This is a genomic window from Salinivibrio sp. KP-1, from assembly GCF_000968645.1.
Lineage (GTDB): Bacteria > Pseudomonadota > Gammaproteobacteria > Enterobacterales > Vibrionaceae > Salinivibrio > Salinivibrio siamensis.
In genome coordinates this window covers 109,895-127,324 of sequence record NZ_LAQR01000002.1, presented here as the reverse complement: position 1 = coordinate 127,324, position 17,430 = coordinate 109,895, and the positions used below count along the sequence as shown (strand labels likewise).

At 51.3% G+C, this 17,430-nt stretch carries 16 protein-coding genes; 9 read left to right on the top strand and 7 right to left on the bottom strand.

Annotated features, from left to right (window positions below):
• The first annotated feature begins 153 nt into the window (after positions 1-153).
• From nadC to yacG, 8 genes are all read left to right on the top strand, one after another.
• Entirely contained in the window at positions 154-1,059 is a 906-nt protein-coding gene (nadC, locus tag WN56_RS05035) for a carboxylating nicotinate-nucleotide diphosphorylase (protein ID WP_046073983.1), read from the top strand.
• A gap of 245 nt (positions 1,060-1,304) precedes the next feature.
• Positions 1,305-1,745, top strand: coding sequence for a prepilin-type N-terminal cleavage/methylation domain-containing protein (locus tag WN56_RS17045; RefSeq protein WP_046073982.1), 441 nt, complete (start codon positions 1,305-1,307; stop codon positions 1,743-1,745).
• Positions 1,714-3,435, top strand: coding sequence for a type IV-A pilus assembly ATPase PilB (gene pilB / locus WN56_RS05025; RefSeq protein WP_231637409.1), 1,722 nt, complete (start codon positions 1,714-1,716; stop codon positions 3,433-3,435). The genes WN56_RS17045 and pilB overlap by 32 nt, the downstream gene beginning before the upstream one ends.
• 9 nt (positions 3,436-3,444) lie before the next feature.
• Positions 3,445-4,659, top strand: coding sequence for a type II secretion system F family protein (locus WN56_RS05020; RefSeq protein WP_046073981.1), 1,215 nt, complete (start codon positions 3,445-3,447; stop codon positions 4,657-4,659).
• A gap of 64 nt (positions 4,660-4,723) precedes the next feature.
• Positions 4,724-5,593: an A24 family peptidase gene (locus WN56_RS05015; RefSeq protein WP_046073980.1), complete on the top strand. Its 870-nt coding sequence runs from the start codon at positions 4,724-4,726 to the stop codon at positions 5,591-5,593.
• A complete protein-coding gene (gene coaE / locus WN56_RS05010; protein WP_046073979.1) occupies positions 5,593-6,207 on the top strand; it encodes a dephospho-CoA kinase in 615 nt (204 codons plus the stop codon). The genes WN56_RS05015 and coaE overlap by 1 nt, the downstream gene beginning before the upstream one ends.
• A 23-nt stretch (positions 6,208-6,230) precedes the next feature.
• Positions 6,231-6,971: a cell division protein ZapD gene (gene zapD / locus WN56_RS05005; protein ID WP_046073978.1), complete on the top strand. Its 741-nt coding sequence runs from the start codon at positions 6,231-6,233 to the stop codon at positions 6,969-6,971.
• 10 nt (positions 6,972-6,981) lie between these two features.
• Positions 6,982-7,182: a DNA gyrase inhibitor YacG gene (gene yacG, locus WN56_RS05000; protein ID WP_046073977.1), complete on the top strand. Its 201-nt coding sequence runs from the start codon at positions 6,982-6,984 to the stop codon at positions 7,180-7,182.
• A gap of 43 nt (positions 7,183-7,225) precedes the next feature.
• On the opposite strand, the gene mutT is transcribed toward yacG, so the two are convergent.
• Both mutT and secA read right to left on the bottom strand, forming a co-directional pair.
• Positions 7,226-7,621 (bottom strand): 8-oxo-dGTP diphosphatase MutT, encoded by a 396-nt coding sequence (mutT, locus tag WN56_RS04995; RefSeq protein WP_046073976.1) that lies wholly within the window; start codon positions 7,619-7,621, stop codon positions 7,226-7,228.
• Positions 7,622-7,683: 62 nt separating this feature from the next.
• Positions 7,684-10,416 (bottom strand): preprotein translocase subunit SecA, encoded by a 2,733-nt coding sequence (gene secA / locus WN56_RS04990; RefSeq protein ID WP_046073975.1) that lies wholly within the window; start codon positions 10,414-10,416, stop codon positions 7,684-7,686.
• A 484-nt stretch (positions 10,417-10,900) separates the two neighbouring features.
• Here secA and WN56_RS04985 point away from each other — a divergent pair, with 484 nt between their 5' ends.
• Positions 10,901-11,359, top strand: coding sequence for a DUF721 domain-containing protein (locus WN56_RS04985; protein ID WP_046073974.1), 459 nt, complete (start codon positions 10,901-10,903; stop codon positions 11,357-11,359).
• A 105-nt stretch (positions 11,360-11,464) separates the two neighbouring features.
• Here the strand turns inward: WN56_RS04985 and lpxC are convergent, their stop codons facing one another.
• From lpxC to murC, 5 genes are all read right to left on the bottom strand, one after another.
• Positions 11,465-12,382 carry a UDP-3-O-acyl-N-acetylglucosamine deacetylase gene (gene lpxC, locus WN56_RS04980; protein ID WP_046073973.1) on the bottom strand — a complete coding sequence of 306 codons (918 nt, stop codon included), beginning with the start codon at positions 12,380-12,382 and terminating at the stop codon, positions 11,465-11,467.
• Positions 12,383-12,499: 117 nt separating this feature from the next.
• A complete protein-coding gene (gene ftsZ, locus WN56_RS04975) occupies positions 12,500-13,675 on the bottom strand; it encodes a cell division protein FtsZ (RefSeq protein ID WP_046073972.1) in 1,176 nt (391 codons plus the stop codon).
• A gap of 33 nt (positions 13,676-13,708) precedes the next feature.
• Positions 13,709-14,965 carry a cell division protein FtsA gene (gene ftsA / locus WN56_RS04970; protein WP_046073971.1) on the bottom strand — a complete coding sequence of 419 codons (1,257 nt, stop codon included), beginning with the start codon at positions 14,963-14,965 and terminating at the stop codon, positions 13,709-13,711.
• An 11-nt stretch (positions 14,966-14,976) separates the two neighbouring features.
• Positions 14,977-15,753: a cell division protein FtsQ/DivIB gene (locus WN56_RS04965; protein ID WP_046073970.1), complete on the bottom strand. Its 777-nt coding sequence runs from the start codon at positions 15,751-15,753 to the stop codon at positions 14,977-14,979.
• Between the two features lie 217 nt (positions 15,754-15,970).
• Positions 15,971-17,428 (bottom strand): UDP-N-acetylmuramate--L-alanine ligase, encoded by a 1,458-nt coding sequence (gene murC / locus WN56_RS04960; RefSeq protein WP_046073969.1) that lies wholly within the window; start codon positions 17,426-17,428, stop codon positions 15,971-15,973.
• Between the last annotated feature and the right edge of the window lie 2 nt (positions 17,429-17,430).

Below are 17,430 nucleotides of genomic sequence, written 5' to 3'. Positions count from 1 at the left end.
ACCTCTTTGACTGTTCCTGCCTAAAGTGTAGACAAGTTAAAAGACAGAATATGATTAAAAAGATAGACGAATACGGGGAAACGAGAGAGAAAAGCTGCATTTCGTTATCACCAGCGTTATCATTCGACCACTTTTTGATGACCGCGGTAAGCCATGATGACATCGACCCCTTTTCATGCTGTCCATGACAGCGAGCGCCGCCTGGCCTATCTCACCTCTCACCTCAGCGCCGACGTGACCCGCGCGGTGACCGACGCACTGCGAGAAGATTTGGGTGGCGAGATCGACGCCAGTAAAGACATAACCGCCAGCCTCATTCCGGCAGACTCAGTATCCACAGCCACATTGATCACCCGAGAAGATGGCGTTTTCTGTGGCCGTGCCTTTGCGGATGAAGTGTTTCATCAGCTCGGTGGCGAAGTCACCTTGACGTGGCATGTCGAGGACGGCGACGCCATCACCGCCAACCAATCGCTGTGTACCTTACAGGGCCCCTCGCGTGTCTTGTTGACCGGTGAACGCAATGCGATGAACTTTATTCAAACCCTCTCTGGGTGTGCGAGTAAGGTCGCCACCTATGTGGCAGCGCTCAACGGCACCCACACCAAATTGCTCGACACGCGTAAGACCATTCCGGGACTGCGCAGTGCCCTCAAATACGCTGTTGCCTGCGGTGGTGGCCATAACCATCGTATTGGTGTGTTTGATGCTTATTTGATCAAAGAGAATCATATTCTCGCCTGTGGCGGGATAGAGAACGCCGTCAAAGCGGCGCGCCGACTTAATCCTGATAAACCGGTCGAAGTAGAAACCGAAACCCTGGATGAGCTGCAACAAGCGATTAACGCAGGCGCCGATATTGTCATGCTGGATAACTTTAGTGTGCCGATGATGCGTGAAGCGGTGGCGTTAAACCAAAATCGCGTTGCGCTGGAAGTCTCGGGCAATGTCACCCTAGAGACGCTGGCAACATACGCCGCCACCGGGGTGGATTATATTTCTGTCGGCGCACTCACCAAGCACGTGACCGCACTCGATTTGTCGATGCGCTTTCAGTGACCACTGACTCACCTTAGTAATGAGGCCGCTCGGATTGAGCGGCCTTTTTTATACCCAGTTTATGACAAAAAATTTGTTGTCCGTCGAATACTACAGTAGAAAAAAACACCATTACATCCGGCTTTTACCCTTCACTCTCAAACTCATATTCGCCCTCTTTTTTGCGTCACATTCACCAGCGTAAAGTCGCTGCACTCGCGGCCACCGCGTTGGCGGCCGACCATCATTAAGAGGAGAGATATAGGATGCAAAAGCAACAAGGGTTTAGCTTGATTGAGTTACTGATCGTCGTCGGCATTATCGCAGCCCTGTCTGCTATCGCTGTCCCCGCTTATGTTAATAAACAGAAAATTGCTGAATTTAACTCAGGGTTAGCATCAGGCCGTGCTCTTCTTACACGGTTAGATCTTTATTTGGATGGAAATAGTGACTCTTCAACGAGTGACTTTAAAAAAGCCTTAGGTGACGCAGCGAATCTCGGAGAGTTGGCAACAGTCAACGTCTCGGGCGCTAGTGGAGAAGGCGAAGATGATAAAGGGACTGAGCTTACAGTCACGTTTAATGGAAAAAGCTCTATTGACGGGACAATAATTACCTTTGAGAAAAACGAGCTTGCTTGGGTATGTAAATACACAACGAAAGAAACTTTCGAAGATGGTGATATTAAAGGATGTAAAAAAGCATAAGCAGCCAATGATCCCAACCGCTCCGTTGTATCAATCTGGTTTGTTGAGTGATGCCCAGCGCCATGCGTTGGGCATTGGCGACAATGTGTCGCTCAGCCTCGCGCATTTACTCGATGCAGGCGTTGACCCCACCGCGCTCGCCCACACCCTCGCGAGTCAGCACCACCTTCCGTTCGTGGAGAGCCATCAGTACCCGTTTAAAGACACCTGTTATGCCCTAGATAGGCGCGATTTGATTCAGCGTCATCAAGTGCTGCCGCTTGCCCAGCAAGGCCAACAGCTACTGCTCGGCGTCAGTGACCCGGATAACCAAGAGGCGGTCGCCGACTTTCGCTTTTCTACTGGGCTCAATGTTCGTTTGGTAGTGCTCAGTCAGCCGGATTTGGATGCCGCGCTGCGTCACTTGTACGGCGAAGATATCGATGGCACCCACGATGGCATGACTATCAGCGATCAGGACTTAGTCGCCCTGACCGTCACCGATAGCCCTCAAGAAGACAGCACCGAGCTACAAAGCGATCAGGCGCCGATCAGTCGCTACATTCAACAGATCTTGGTGGATGCAGTGCGTAAAAACGCCTCCGACGTGCACTTCGAGCCCTTTGAGCAGCACTACCAAATTCGCTTTCGCCAAGACGGTTTATTGCACACCTATGCTCATCCTCCCTCGGGCGTCTCGCGGCGGCTGTCGACTCGACTCAAAATCTTAGCCCAACTCAATATTGCCGAGCGACGCTTACCACAAGACGGGCGCATCAAGCTGACTCTCACCAGTGATCACACCGTCGATATGCGCGTCTCCACCTTACCGACCGTTTGGGGCGAGAAGGTGGTGGTGCGCTTGTTAAATAATGGCCAGCAGCAACTGACGCTGCATGATTTAGGCTTAACCGAGTGGCAGCGCCGGCACTATCAAGAGGCACTGGATAGACCGCAAGGGATGATTTTGTTTACCGGCCCAACCGGAAGCGGCAAAACCGTCTCTTTGTACAGTGGGTTAAAGTATCTCAATCAGCCCGAGCGTAATATTGCCACCGTCGAAGATCCGGTTGAGATCCAGCTAGAAGGCGTCAACCAAGTCAACGTCAACACGGCCATTGGTTTAGACTTTGCCACCGCACTCCGCGCCTTTTTACGCCAAGATCCCGATGTGGTGATGGTAGGAGAAATACGCGATCTCGACACCGCTGAAATCGGGATCAAAGCGGCGCAAACCGGTCATCTGGTGTTATCAACCCTGCATACCAATTCAGCGGCCGAGAGCATCACCCGTTTAGCCCATATGGGCATTGCGCCCTACAATCTTGCTAGCTCTCTGAGCTTGGTAGTGGCCCAGCGTTTAGTACGCCGTTTATGCCCTATTTGCAAACAACCGCATCCGTCTGGTGATCCTCGCCTTCAGTTCTTGGCTAACCTCTATCCGTCTCTAACCCCAAGTACTCTGTACCAGGCTAACCCCCACGGCTGTTATCAGTGCTATCAGGGCTATCAAGGCCGCACAGGGGTATACGAGGTGCTTCCCGTGACCGAAGCCATTGCTGGCGCCATTTACCGCAATGCCAGTGCCATTGAACTAACCCAACTGGCTGCCGAAGAAGGCATGTGGCGGTTGCCCGACTCTGGCGTTGCCAAACTCAACCAAGGGAGCACCAGTATTCAAGAACTTACCCGCGTTATTCAACTTGCCTAAGGAGTCGTCATGGCCAAACCTACCCTGTTTATCTTTCATTGGCGCCAAGCCGCCGCAAGCGGTGAAAAACAAGGGCAAGTGTTCGCCTATACCGAGAGAGATGCACGCCAAGAGCTAGCCAACCAATCTATCGTCCCCAGCCGCCTTATTCGCCGCCGACTATCGAGCTTTCAGCAGCGTCGTCATAAAGCCAAAGCAGCAGATATCACCCAATTTTCCCGCGATCTCACCACCTTGCTTGAGTCTGGCATCCCTATCGTGCAAGCCCTCAACCTCATCGCGCTCAATCAGGTCAAAGCCGAAATGCGCTTACTGGTGCGTCATATCCGCCAGCAACTGGAGGCGGGTACCAATTTGAGTGATGCGTTGGCGCACGCAAGTCCCTTGTTTGATCGCTTTTATTGCGATTTAGTCGCAACGGGCGAGCAAACCGGGCAACTGCCGGAGATCTTTGCTCGCCTGACTCTATACCGTGAAAAGCAGGCGTTGCTTCGCAGTAAAGTCATCAAAGCCATGATCTATCCCAGCATCGTGGTCAGCGTGGCATTAGGCGTCAGTGCCTACCTGCTGGTATTCGTGATCCCGAAGTTTAAACATATTTTTGACTCCTTCGGGGCAGAACTGCCTTGGCTCACCCAACAAGTGCTCGCCTTGTCTGATATCGTCAGTCAGCACGCCTTAACCATGACTGTTGTCGTAGCGGGCCTTGCCGCTGCGCATCAATTACTGCAGCGTAAAAACGCGACCTACCGATATCACTATGACCGCTGGCTGCTCAAATTCCCCGTCATTGGTGAAGTGATTGGCAAAGCCTGCATTGCCAAATTTTCTCGCACCTTAGCCACCACCTTTAGTGCCGGTATTCCGTTACTCTCTGGCTTGCAAGCCGCGACGAAATCCATGACCAACGCGTATTATGTTCACGCGCTTAACGCCGTGCATCAGCACACGGCCACTGGTATTCCGCTTTACCAAGCCTTGCGCGACAGTAATAGCTTCCCTGTGATGGTGACGCAAATGGTAATGATTGGCGAAGAGTCGGGATCGCTCGATGATATGCTCAATCGCATCGCACAAATCTATGAAGCCGAGGTCGACAACACCGTGGACAATCTCGGTAAAATCATCGAGCCCCTGTTAATTTTAGTGCTAGGGCTATTAATTGGCGGCTTAGTGGTGGCCATGTATCTACCCATTTTTAATCTGATGTCTGTTCTTGGCTAGCCAAGATAGAGTCTCTCGCCACAAGGCGCTATGATGCGCACAAGGTTCATGCCCAGAAGGTACCATGTTGATATTCTCATCACCGTTATTCATTTTTTTTGCTGGCTTATTTGGTCTGATTGTCGGTAGCTTTTTAAATGTGGTCATCGCGCGCGTGCCAATCATGATGGCGCGGCGTTGGCGGCAAGAATGCTTGGCCACGTTTCCCGATGCTAATATTGACGCCCCTAACGCGCAGCGCTTTGATTTGTGTCTTCCCGCCTCACACTGCCCAGATTGTCAGCAGCCGATTGCGTGGTACGATAATATTCCTTTGCTCAGTTGGCTGATGTTAAAAGGCCGCTGCCGTCAGTGTGGCACGATGATTAGTCCGCGCTACCCACTGGTCGAGGTCACCAGTGCTATTGTCTGTGTGTTACCGGCATGGCTTATTTCCTCACCGGCGTGGGCCGTCGCGGTGATGGCGGCCAGCCTCACTTTGCTGGCGCTGACCCTCATTGATTGGGAAACCCTGTTGCTGCCCGATCAGCTTACCCTGCCACTCCTTTGGGCTGGGATCGCTCTCGCACTCTTGGGGATCAGCCCTGTCTCACTCACAGACAGTGTCATCGGCGCCATGACAGGCTACCTCAGCCTATGGAGCCTCTTTTGGGCATTCAAGCTCACCACTGGCAAAGAAGGCATGGGCTATGGTGATTTTAAACTGTTTGCTGCACTGGGCGCTTGGGTCGGTTGGCAAGCTTTACCGCTACTGATTTTACTCGCCTCACTGAGTGGCGCCATTGTCGGGGCACTATTACTTCGCCAACAACAAAAAAGTCTGCAACACGCGTTTGCCTTTGGCCCTTTTATTGCCGTCGCAGGCTGGCTAAGTCTGCTTTGGGGCGATAGCCTGTTACACTGGTACCTTTCACAAATTCTAGGAGTGCGCTAATGGCCGTTGTGGTCGGGTTAACCGGAGGGATTGGCAGTGGTAAAAGCACGGTTGCCAACCGTTTTGCCGCCAAGGGCATTGATATTATTGATGCCGATGTGATCGCCCGTGAGGTGGTTGCTCCCGGTAGTGATGGTCTGGCCGCGATTGTCGCGCGTTTTGGCGCGCCGGCATTAACCCCAGATGGCAGCCTAGATCGTGCCTGGCTTCGTGAGCGAGTGTTTAGTCATCCAGACGACAAGCAATGGCTCGATAACCTGCTTCATCCCATGATCCGCCAACGCATGATCCAAGCCTGTGCGCAGGCCAGTTCAGCGTATTGTTTGCTTGTGGTGCCCTTGTTAGTAGAGAATAACCTGACGTCATTGGCGCAACGGGTGTTGGTCGTCGATGTTGACGAGCAAACACAAATCGCGCGCACGCTCGCGCGTGATCACGTGAGCGAACAACAAGTTCACGCGATTTTGGCCGCACAAGCCAGTCGCTCACAACGCCTCGCCGTCGCCGATGATGTGATCGATAATACGCAAACCGAAGCGGAACTTGATCGGCAAGTTGATGCCTTACATCACACGTATTTAACCTTGGCAACCCAGGCAAACGTCGACCCATAGTCGGACAGGACAGCTAAACGCTTATGACCAGCCTCACTTTGTATGAACACCCACTCAATGAACAGGTGCGAATTTACTTGCGCCTGGAGTACCTGCTCTCTCAACTGGACGAAGTGAGCGGGCTTTCTGCGCCCTGCCACCATATTCAATTTTTCCGCAGCCTGTTTGACCTACAGGAGATTTTAGAGCAGGTGCAAGTGAAAGCGGATCTCGCCAAGGATTTGGACAAACTCAAGAAAAAACTCAAAGCCTGGGCTGATGTCCCCCAGGTCGATCAGACACAGCTCAACCAGCTACTCGATCAACTCGCCGCACACCAACGCGCGGTATTGCAAGCCAAACGCTTCGGCCAAGCGTTAAAAGAAGATCGCTTTTTAACCAGCATCAAGCAGCGCTTTTCGATTCCAGGGGGGAGCTGTAGCTTTGATCTCCCCAATTTCCATTACTGGCTCCATCAACCGCTTGCCGCACGGCAAAGTGCGATTCAGGCCTGGATGGAAACCCTGGCACCATTACGCCACGCTTTGGCGTTCTGGCTGCAGCTCACACGTGAAAGCGCACACGGGGGAACCGCCACCGTCCAACAAGGCTTTTACCAGCAAGAGGCGGATGGCGCCTGCTTAATTCGGCTTAAGATATCCCCTGATCTCGGGGTTTACCCGTTAGTGTCTGGGCACAAAAACCGCTTCGCGATCCGCTTTATGCCATTTGACGACGATCACGAGGTCGCCGACAATATGTCTGTTCATATCAGTGTTTGTTAAGGAGATCCACGTGAGTGATGCCCCTACCGTTGTCAAATGCCCAACATGCCAACAGCCTGTGGTTTGGGGAGAGGTCAGCCCACATCGTCCATTTTGCAGTAAACGCTGTCAGTTGATTGATTTGGGAGAATGGGCCAGTGAAGAAAAAGCCATCCCCGGGGCCCCTGACCTTTCTGATGATGATCTCTGGTCAGAAGGGCAGCACGATTAAACGCTCTGCCCCTGTTCACTTTTCTACAACGCCTCTCTCGCGCTCAGAACCGAGCGCGAATTTTTTCTAATACCGCATCGTTGGCCTCGGGAAACGGATAGTTATCCAATTCGGCAATCGGTGCCCAAATACCCTCTTGCCCCTCACAGCCTTGGGGCTCACCCTCAAAGTCACAGACCAAGAAAAAATCCAAACTTAATGCTTTGTCGGGAAAGTCAAAGTCCAACGATATAAAGGGGCTGACCGCTTTTGCTGTAATCCCGACTTCTTCGTTTAATTCACGCAGCAGTGCCCGTTGCGGGGTTTCACTCCCCTCAATTTTTCCGCCAGGAAATTCCCACTTTCCCCCTTGATGCGCGTGAGCATGGCGGCGAGTGATAAAGACTTTATCTTGTGTCGGATTAACAATAATGCCAGCGGCAATACTTATCCGTTTCATGGTCTCTCCTGATAATAAAAAAAGGCCGATAAACGGCCTTTTTGATAATGCATGGTCAGGGCTTAGATTCTACCGTGACATTGCTTAAATTTCTTCCCTGATCCACAAGGACAAGGCTCATTACGACCAACTTTACGTCCATCACGCACCACGGTTTCGTTGCCGCTGCCACTCTGTTCGGCGCTGTCGCTATCATCAAACTGGTTATCAGCTTGCGCATGGTTAACTTGCTGCTTTTGCGCGGCCTGCTCTGCGCGCGCTTTGCGCTCGGCTTCCATACGCTCAACGTCATCCGGCTGCTGAACACGCACTCGGCTAAGCGTTGTCACCACATCGGTTTTCAGCGCTTCTAGCATGCCCTCAAACAGCTCAAACGATTCGCGCTTGTACTCTTGTTTCGGGTTCTTCTGCGCATAGCCACGTAAGTGAATACCTTGACGGAGGTGATCCATCGCCGCGAGATGCTCTTTCCAAAGCGTATCCAAGGTTTGCAGCATCACTGCTTTTTCAAAGTTACGCAGGGTTTCTGCCCCTACCGCCTCTTCTTTGCCTTTATAAACCTCGATCAAGGCCATCAGAATGCGCTCGCGCAACAACTCTTCATACAGCTTGTCGTCTTCATCTAGCCATTGCTGAATCGGCAATTCGAGATCAAAATCCGCTTTAAGGCGCTTTTCAAGGCCAGCAATATCCCACATTTCTTCTAGCGATTGTGGCGGAATGTACTGGTTCACAATGTTATTAACCACATCCTCGCGGTTGTGCTCGATCATTTCGCTGATATCTTCTGACACCAGTAACGCGTCACGCAGCTCGTACACCACTTTGCGCTGATCGTTGGCGACATCATCAAATTCGAGCAGTTGCTTACGGATGTCAAAGTTACGCCCTTCTACTTTTCGTTGTGCGTTTTCAATGGCTTTATTGACCCATGGGTGCTCAATGGCTTCGCCTTCGGCCATCCCTAATCGTTTCATCATGTTAGAGACTTTTTCTGAGGCGAAGATCCGCATCAAAGAATCTTCCATCGACAAATAGAAACGGGTTGAGCCTGGGTCACCTTGACGACCAGCACGACCACGCAGCTGGTTATCGATACGACGTGATTCATGACGCTCAGTACCAATGATATGCAGGCCACCCGCTTCAACGACCTGGTCATGAAGCTGCTGCCATTTTTCTTTCGCCGCTTCTACTTGCGCATCGGTCGGGTTTTCAACATCACCCAGCACTTGTTTCCAGCTACCACCCAACACGATATCGGTACCACGACCGGCCATGTTAGTGGCGATCGTTACCGTGCCTGGGTAACCGGCTTGCTCAACAATATCGGCTTCATGGGCGTGGAATTTGGCGTTGAGCACTTGGTGCTTGATGCCATCTTTTTTCAAGGCATTCGATAACAATTCAGATTTTTCAATCGATACCGTTCCGACCAATACCGGTTGACCGGCTTTGGCACGTGTTTTGATGTCTTCCGCAATAGCGGCAAACTTTTCTTTTTCGGTCATGTAGACCTGATCGGCGTGATCTTTACGCACCATTGGGCGGTTAGTCGGGATAACCACGGTGTCTAGGCCATAGATAGACTGGAATTCGAACGCCTCGGTGTCCGCGGTCCCTGTCATGCCTGAGAGTTTGTCATACAAACGGAAGAAGTTTTGGAAGGTGATCGAGGCCAGCGTTTGGTTCTCGTTTTGAATTTTCACCCCTTCTTTGGCTTCCACCGCCTGGTGTAAGCCTTCTGACCAACGACGTCCCGGCATGGTACGCCCAGTGTGCTCATCCACGATGATGACTTCATCGTCTTTAACGATGTAATCAACGTCGCGCTCAAACAAGACGTGCGCGCGTAATGCGGCATTAATATGATGAATCAGGCTGATATTTGCCGGTGAGTACAGCGTATCGCCGTCTTCCATCAAGCCGTTTTTCTTGAGCAAGTCTTCGACAAACTCTTGACCATTTTCGGTCATGTACACTTGCTTGGCTTTTTCATCGACCGTGAAGTGGCCATCACCTTGATAGTCTTCGGTGTCTTCTTGCTCTTGCTGTTTCAGGCTTGGGATCAAGGCATTGATACGCTGATACATCTCCGAGCTGTCTTCTGCTGGCCCAGAAATAATCAGAGGCGTACGCGCCTCATCAATGAGGATCGAGTCAACCTCATCGACAATCGAGAAATAGCGATCGCGTTGCACACGGTCTTCTGCTCGAAACGCCATGTTGTCACGCAAATAGTCAAAGCCGAACTCGTTATTGGTACCGTAAAGTACATCACACGCATAAGCGGCTTTTTTCGCCTCCGGCGGCATGTTGGGGACATTGACGCCCACCGTCATTCCTAAAAACTCAAACAACGGACGGTTGGTTTCGGCATCACGTTCCGCCAAATAATCATTCACCGTCACAATGTGAACCGCTTTTCCGGTCAGGGCGTTCAAATAAGAAGGTAGCGTCGCGGTCAGGGTTTTACCTTCACCGGTGCGCATTTCCGCAATCTGACCATTGTGGAGTACGATACCGCCGACCATTTGCACGTCAAAGTGGCGCAGGCCAAATACACGCTTAGAGGCTTCTCGTACAGTGGCAAAGGCTTCAGGAAGGAGGTCATCAAGCTCGGCACCTTGATCAAGGCGCTCGCGGAATTCAACGGTTTTCGCTTTCAGCGCATCATCATTCAATGCTTCAAATTGGGGTTCGAGTTTGTTGATTTCATCAACAACTTTTCTCAGCCGACGCAAGGTGCGGTCATTACGGCTTCCGATAACTTTAGTCAGGACTTTCGATAACATGGCGTTGCCGGTACTCTTTTTAATGGTTTTCCCACATGGGCGGCCGCTACACTGCCTCTATGCTGGCGTGTTTCAGTTCAAACGCGGGTTGGCTTAAGCTCATCGATTCAACACAAGATGCCAAAACGCATCTACCTTAAGTGGAGCCAAATCGGACAGAATTCAAGGGCGATGACGCCACTTCACAACGATTTCCACGTGACTGAATGTAAATGTGGTAGATGGCACGGAAAAAATACGCCGCCATCGCCTTACCCATGCGACACTTACCTGTGAATGGTTTTTTCACTCTACGGTGATCACCTCAGGACATACCGATATATCAACCCGGTAGGCTACATGCCGAGGTGGAGCATGTATGATAAGGTAAATTACTTTCACATCCTATGACAAATCCAATACTCAAGGGATCAATTAGCGAAAATTAGACGCTGTGCGCCCGTTCAGGCGCCGAATTGATGACAAAAAAGGCAGTTATTGCGCGATGAGAGACCACCGTCCCCGCTCTACCCTCCATCTGTTGGAGAGCGACCCCAATAATATTGCTCAGCGAGCGGTTGAGCTCGCCAAGCTAAACAAGCTGATCTTAGCCTTGTTACCCGGTGAGACATCAAAAGCTTGCCGCGTCGCCAATTATCGTGATGGCGTATTGGTGGTAGAAGCCGGTAGCGCCGCCTGGGCGATGCGACTGAACTACGAACGACAACATTTATTGTCGGTATTACGTCAAAAAGGGCTGGCAAGCCTAACAACCATTGAAGTGAAAATTAACCCGGCACTCGCCGCCGCCGATCGAGAAGACAAAGAAACCGCGCCGTCCCGCCACCTTAGTCAAGCCTCGGGTGAGTTACTGCGTGCACTAGGTGACAATGCCTCTCCCAAACTAAAAGCACGGTTCGAGGCGTTGGCCAAACTCGCCGAGGATCAAAAAAAGCCAGAGTGAGCTCTGGCTTTTTATCTATCAATCTCTAGGTATTAGCGGTTTATTCTGCCTCAGTATGGTGCATTGCGCTGTTACCGTGCAACCGCCTACCGTATCAGACAGGGCTTAGGCCAAGACCATCCCCGGTTCAGCAAATGCGACCGGTGAGGTGTCGGTTTCTTCAAACGTGACCCACTCCCAAGCTTCTTGATCGGCCAAGACCGCGCGCAACAGTTTGTTGTTCAGTGCATGGCCCGATTTGTACGCGCGCATCTCACCGAGGATACTGTGGCCACACATGTAAAGGTCACCGATAGCGTCCAACACCTTATGCTTGACGAGTTCGTTGTCAAAGCGCAAGCCTTCTTCATTCAAGATACGATAATCGTCCAGCACGATGGCACAGTCAAAGCTGCCGCCCAGACACAAATTTTGTGACTGCAGGTACTCGATGTCACGCATAAAACCGAAGGTACGAGCCCGGCTCAAGTCTTTAATAAAAGACTGGCTTGAAAAGTCTAGTACCAGGTTTTGTTGCTCAGATTCAATCGCGGGGTGGTCGAATTCGATAGCAAAATCAAGACGGAAGCCGTTATACGGCAGCAACTCCGCCCATTTGTCATCGTCTTCAATGCGAACAGGCTTTTTAATGCGAATGAACCGTTTTGGCGCGTTTTGGACGTCGATACCCGCAGACTGCAGCAAAAAGATGAACGGGCTTGAACTGCCATCCATAATTGGAATTTCTGGCGCGTCCACTTCGATAATAATGTTATCGATCCCCATGCCTGCAATTGCTGCACTGAGATGCTCAACGGTTGAGATGCGAACACCCGCGTCATTGACTAAGGCGGTGCACAACATGGTGTCGCGCACATCCTCAGGGTTAGCCGGAAAATCGACCGGTGGCTCCATGTCTGTGCGACGGTAAATCACACCGGTATTGGCAGGAGCCGGACGCAGAGTAAGCGTAACCTTACGCCCAGAGTGGAGACCCACACCAGTCGTTTGGACCATACTTTTCAATGTTCGCTGTCTAATCATCGGCTTATCTCAACTTTTTCTCAAAAAAGTGTGCTCTGCGTCACTCATTACCCTGTCACCTTAGACAAGGGGAGCGTGATGATAGCACATCACTGGCTACAAACCAAGCAATTGCGATTAGTCAGCTTGTTTACGCAAAAACGCAGGAATATCGAGATAATCATGCTCGGTCTGCGATTTTGGTGCTGCATTCGAAGACGATGCAGCAGGCTGCTCTTTCGCCGCAGGGTTTGCACTTGCCGCCTGAGGTTTCTCTTGCAAAGGCTGTGCCTTTTTCGGCTCTGCCTGTGCTTGCCCAGACTGTGAGTTGGTCACCAAGGTGATATCTGGCTTACGCTCATTACCAATTCCGGTGGCCACGACAGTCACACGCAGCTCGTCGCTCATCTCTGGGTCCATCGATGTCCCAATCACCACAGTCGCATTGTCTGATGCAAACGCTTTGACGGTGTTACCCACGGTCTCAAATTCATCAAGACGCATATCAAAGCCCGCGGTAATATTCACCAGCACACCGCGCGCACCGGCTAAATCGATGTCCTCAAGAAGCGGGCTAGAAATGGCCATTTCTGCTGCCTCTTCCGCGCGATCTTCGCCGGTTGCCACGCCGCTGCCCATCATCGCGTGTCCCATCTCTGACATCACAGTGCGGACATCCGCAAAGTCGACGTTGATGTGACCTGGGCGCGTGATTAACTCGGCGATCCCTTGCACGGCGTTGCGTAGCACGTCGTTTGCTTTGGCAAAGGCATCGAGTAATGTAATCCCGCGACCTAGCACTTTAAGCAGTTTTTCGTTCGGGATCGTAATCAGCGAGTCAACATGTTTTGACAGCTCTTCGATACCTTGCTCTGCAAAAGCGAGTCGCTTTTTACCCTCAAAGCTGAATGGTTTAGTGACCACAGCAACGGTCAGGATTCCCATTTCTTTCGCGATTTCCGCAATAATGGGGGCTCCGCCGGTTCCTGTACCACCGCCCATTCCGGCTGCGATAAATACCATATCGGCACCTTCGAGCTCAGCTTTAATCGCATCGCGATCTTCAAGGGCAGAATCTCGACCTACTTGTGGGTTAGCCCCCGCACCTAGGCCTTTAGTGATATCACCACCAATTTGAATGACCGTGCCTACGCTGCTTTTACGTAGTGCTTGGGCATCCGTGTTAATGCTAATAAAGTCAACCCCTTCGATTGACTCACGCACCATATGCTCAACGGCGTTACCACCGCCACCGCCAATGCCGACGACCTTAATCACCGCATCGTCAGACATTTCCATCATCGGTTCAAACATGAGTTCTCTCCGTCCTTCCTGTTCGCATCAGGGTTAAAATTCTTTCTTAAACCAGCTACTCAGCTTGTTTATCCAGCTAGCCACAGCCCGCTTTTGTTCTGGTTCACTCGTTTCTGTCAGCAAGCTTTCTTTGCCGTAGTGTAAAAGCCCAACCGCGGTTGCATAACAAGGCGCTTGCACATAGTCGGTCAATCCGGTGACATTCACAGGTTGCCCCACTCTTACTTGGTTTTGGAATACGCGTTCTGCACATTCCACCAAGCCATGCATTTGTGATGCGCCCCCAGTGAGCACAATTCCCGCTGCCATTTGATGTTTAACACCATCGCTACGCAGCTTTTCTTGGATAGCGACCAGCTTTTGGTTTACCAGTCCCAAAAGCTCTGAGCAACGCGGCTCAATCACCTCTGACAAGGTTTGTCGCTGCAATGTCCTTGATGGGCGTCCTCCCACACTTGGGACATTCACTTTGGCATCCTTGTTCACCAACTCACTCAATGCACAGCCATATTTCACTTTAATGTCTTCTGCATCGGCCAGTGGTGTGCCAAAGGCATAGGCAATATCACTGGTAATCACATTGCCCGCATAGGGGATCACTTCGGCATGGCGGAGGGCACCTCCTGTCCACACGGCAAGATCCATGGTGCCGCCGCCGATATCGACGACACAGACACCTAGCTCTCGCTCATCCGGTGTGATCACGGCATGACTTGCTGAAAGCCCGGAGAAAATCAGTTGATCAACGCTAAGACCACAACGTTCGACTGCTTTCTCAATATTTTTTGCGGTGTCATTGTGACATGTGATGAGGTGCACACTCGCTTCCATCCTCACCCCGGATAACCCGAGCGGATTTTTGATCCCTTCTTGATAATCAATTTTGTATTCTTGTGGGATCACATGCAGCACGCGCTGCTCATCACTGATTTTGACCGACTTCGCGGTATGAATCACATTGTCTATGTCGTCTTGGGTAACATCTTCATCCGATATTGTCCCCATCCCTCTCTCAGTTTGGCAGTGAATATGCTTCCCTGACAAAGAAAGATAGACAGAGCTGATTTGGCAATCTGCCATCATCTCGGCTTCATTCACCGCACGCTGAACAGATTTAACCACAGACTCTAAGTCGTTAACGCCACCTTTATCCATGCCGCGAGAGGGACTACTTCCCACACCCAGCACGTTGATCGTGCCATCTGGCAGCACTTCACTGACCAGGGTAGACACTTTGGACGTCCCTATATCGAGCCCAACTATCAGTGACTTGTCTGTCGTTTTATTCATTCAACCATCTCTTAATTTTGGCGATTCGCGTCGTCTGCCTCTGTTTTCCAGCCTACCGCAGCCCCGGTGTCATAACGTAAATCGACATACGCAATGGCTTTGTCTTGTGCCTTTATCCGCGGATATAAACGGACCAATCGCGCTAGCCTTTCTTGTCGCGCCTTTCGCCCTAACTCAATCCGTACGCCATCTCGTGTCACGATACGCCATGAGCGCCGTTTATTGAGTGATAACGCCTGAATCGATAAGCCAATTCGCTGTAATTTACGTTCGAGCTCTCGACTCGTATGCAATACTTCTTCCGACGTGCCGGTATTGCCGTGTAGCGACACCAGCTTTTTATCGGCGACATCTTGCGGGGCGCCATTGAATACCGTCCCGTCTGGCGTCAGCAACTTTTGCCTATTCCAAATCGCGCTCGCCCGGTATTCAGTAATATGTACCTTTAAGGTGTCGGGCCACTGCTTTCTTACCGCAACCTGTTTCACCCATGGGAGCGCCTCAATGTTCGCTTGGATGCGATTTACATCCTGCAGCATAAAGCTTTTTAGCTCGCCGCCTGACAACACGGCTTGGCGAACTTGATCAACACTGACATGTGTTTGGTCACCTTCCATCACCAGTTGTGACAAGGGGAGCTGCTGCTCATCACTCATCCAATCAATCACACGGACGATCCCTAGCAACATCAGGGTGATCACCCCAACCAGGAACGCGAGTGAGGCGCCTGTTTGCCGATCCAGTTTTATCACTGCTTGTACGCGTGTCAGGGCATTGACCATGCTCATACCTATCTTATCGCCTTGTGTCGATGCGACTTGACACTCACAGCGAAAAAACCGACTGATTATAGCGATCCCGCGTGACGCTCTCCAACCTAGAGATGCACTTTCATCAATAAGCTGGGATCGATTGCGCGTCATTTTCCCACAAAGACGATAAAAACCGATGTTTATTCTCGCAACAACCGATGTTGACCGCTATTTTTATCTCGCCAGCTACTTTTTATTGCGCCATTTTAGCCTTGTCTAGCTGCTTTGCCGCTAAATTTTTTGCTACTTTACCAATATCACCTGCGCCTTGTGTTAAAACCAAGTCATTAGGTTGCAGCACGTTGGCTAACGCCGGGGGTAATGCCTCAGCATTAGGCACAAAAATAGGATCCAGCTTCCCGCGCGCGCGAATGCTACGACACAAGCTTCTACCGTCAGCCCCCGCAATCGGCGTTTCACCCGCTGAGTACACATCCAGCATCAGCAAAACATCCACTTTTTCCAACACATTGGCAAAGTCATCATAAAGATCGCGCGTACGGCTGTAACGGTGTGGCTGAAAAATCATCACTAAACGATGGTCTTGCCAGCCAGCGCGTGCCGCTTTGATGGTCACGTCCACTTCACTGGGGTGATGACCATAATCATCGACCAGCAAGGCGGTGCCATCCTCCACGGCAAACTCACCGAGTTGGTCAAAACGCCGCCCTGTACCCGCAAAATTGGCTAAAGCACGTAAAATAGCCTCATCGTCGACACCATCTTCTGTGGCGACAGCAATCGCCGCTGCCGCGTTGAGCGCATTGTGCTGGCCTGGCGTATTTAAACGAATCGTCAGTGTCTCGCGGTGAGGGCGTGTGACTTTAAACACGCCACACTGCCCATGCTGTTGGTAATCATGTAAACATACATCGGCATCTTGCGAGAACCCGTAAGTGATCACTTGCCGTCCAATCGACGGGATCAGCTCACGAACGACCGGATCATCAATGCACACCACCGCCAATCCGTAAAAAGGCAGATTATGGAGAAAGTCGATAAACGTCTGCTGCAACTTCGCGAAGCTACCACCATAAGTGTCCATGTGGTCCGCTTCTATGTTGGTGACAATGGCGACCATTGGCTGCAAGTGTAAAAAGGAAGCATCACTTTCATCTGCTTCGGCAATCAAATAGCGACTGCTACCTAACCGCGCATTGGTGCCTGCACTTTTTACCAACCCTCCATTGACGAAAGTGGGATCTAACCCTGCCTCAGAGAAAATTTGTGTGACCATCGCGGTGGTGGTGGTTTTGCCGTGTGTACCGGCAACGGCAATTCCGTGCCGGTAGCGCATTAACTCGGCAAGCATTTCCGCCCGACGCACCACAGGAATACGCGCCGCCTTTGCCGCTTCCACCTCTGGGTTATCCGGCTTGATGGCCGTCGATACCACCACGACACTGGCTTGTTCAATATGGCTGGCTTGATGACCGATAAAAATCTGCGCCCCCATGGATGCCAATCGCTCTGTGACGATATTCTGTGCAAGATCCGAGCCGGTTATTTGGTAACCTTCATTAATCAGCACTTCAGCAATACCACACATGCCTGCACCGCCGATCCCCACAAAGTGGATCCGCTTAACCCGGCGCATTTCCGGGATCATGGTGCGAATTTTTTCCAGCTGCTGGTTATCCAATTTACCCATTC

Bases quoted from the DNA above. Each gene is read 5' to 3' on its own strand.
- nadC (WP_046073983.1), top strand. From the start codon at position 154: ATGATGACATCGACCCCTTTTCATGCTGTCCATGACAGCGAGCGCCGC.
- WN56_RS17045 (WP_046073982.1), top strand. From the start codon at position 1,305: ATGCAAAAGCAACAAGGGTTTAGCTTGATTGAGTTACTGATCGTCGTC.
- pilB (WP_231637409.1), top strand. From the start codon at position 1,714: ATGGTGATATTAAAGGATGTAAAAAAGCATAAGCAGCCAATGATCCCA.
- WN56_RS05020 (WP_046073981.1), top strand. From the start codon at position 3,445: ATGGCCAAACCTACCCTGTTTATCTTTCATTGGCGCCAAGCCGCCGCA.
- WN56_RS05015 (WP_046073980.1), top strand. From the start codon at position 4,724: ATGTTGATATTCTCATCACCGTTATTCATTTTTTTTGCTGGCTTATTT.
- coaE (WP_046073979.1), top strand. From the start codon at position 5,593: ATGGCCGTTGTGGTCGGGTTAACCGGAGGGATTGGCAGTGGTAAAAGC.
- zapD (WP_046073978.1), top strand. From the start codon at position 6,231: ATGACCAGCCTCACTTTGTATGAACACCCACTCAATGAACAGGTGCGA.
- mutT (WP_046073976.1), bottom strand. From the start codon at position 7,621: ATGAAACGGATAAGTATTGCCGCTGGCATTATTGTTAATCCGACACAA.
- secA (WP_046073975.1), bottom strand. From the start codon at position 10,416: ATGTTATCGAAAGTCCTGACTAAAGTTATCGGAAGCCGTAATGACCGC.
- WN56_RS04985 (WP_046073974.1), top strand. From the start codon at position 10,901: ATGAGAGACCACCGTCCCCGCTCTACCCTCCATCTGTTGGAGAGCGAC.
- lpxC (WP_046073973.1), bottom strand. From the start codon at position 12,382: ATGATTAGACAGCGAACATTGAAAAGTATGGTCCAAACGACTGGTGTG.
- ftsZ (WP_046073972.1), bottom strand. From the start codon at position 13,675: ATGTTTGAACCGATGATGGAAATGTCTGACGATGCGGTGATTAAGGTC.
- ftsA (WP_046073971.1), bottom strand. From the start codon at position 14,965: ATGAATAAAACGACAGACAAGTCACTGATAGTTGGGCTCGATATAGGG.
- WN56_RS04965 (WP_046073970.1), bottom strand. From the start codon at position 15,753: ATGAGCATGGTCAATGCCCTGACACGCGTACAAGCAGTGATAAAACTG.
- murC (WP_046073969.1), bottom strand. From the start codon at position 17,428: ATGGGTAAATTGGATAACCAGCAGCTGGAAAAAATTCGCACCATGATC.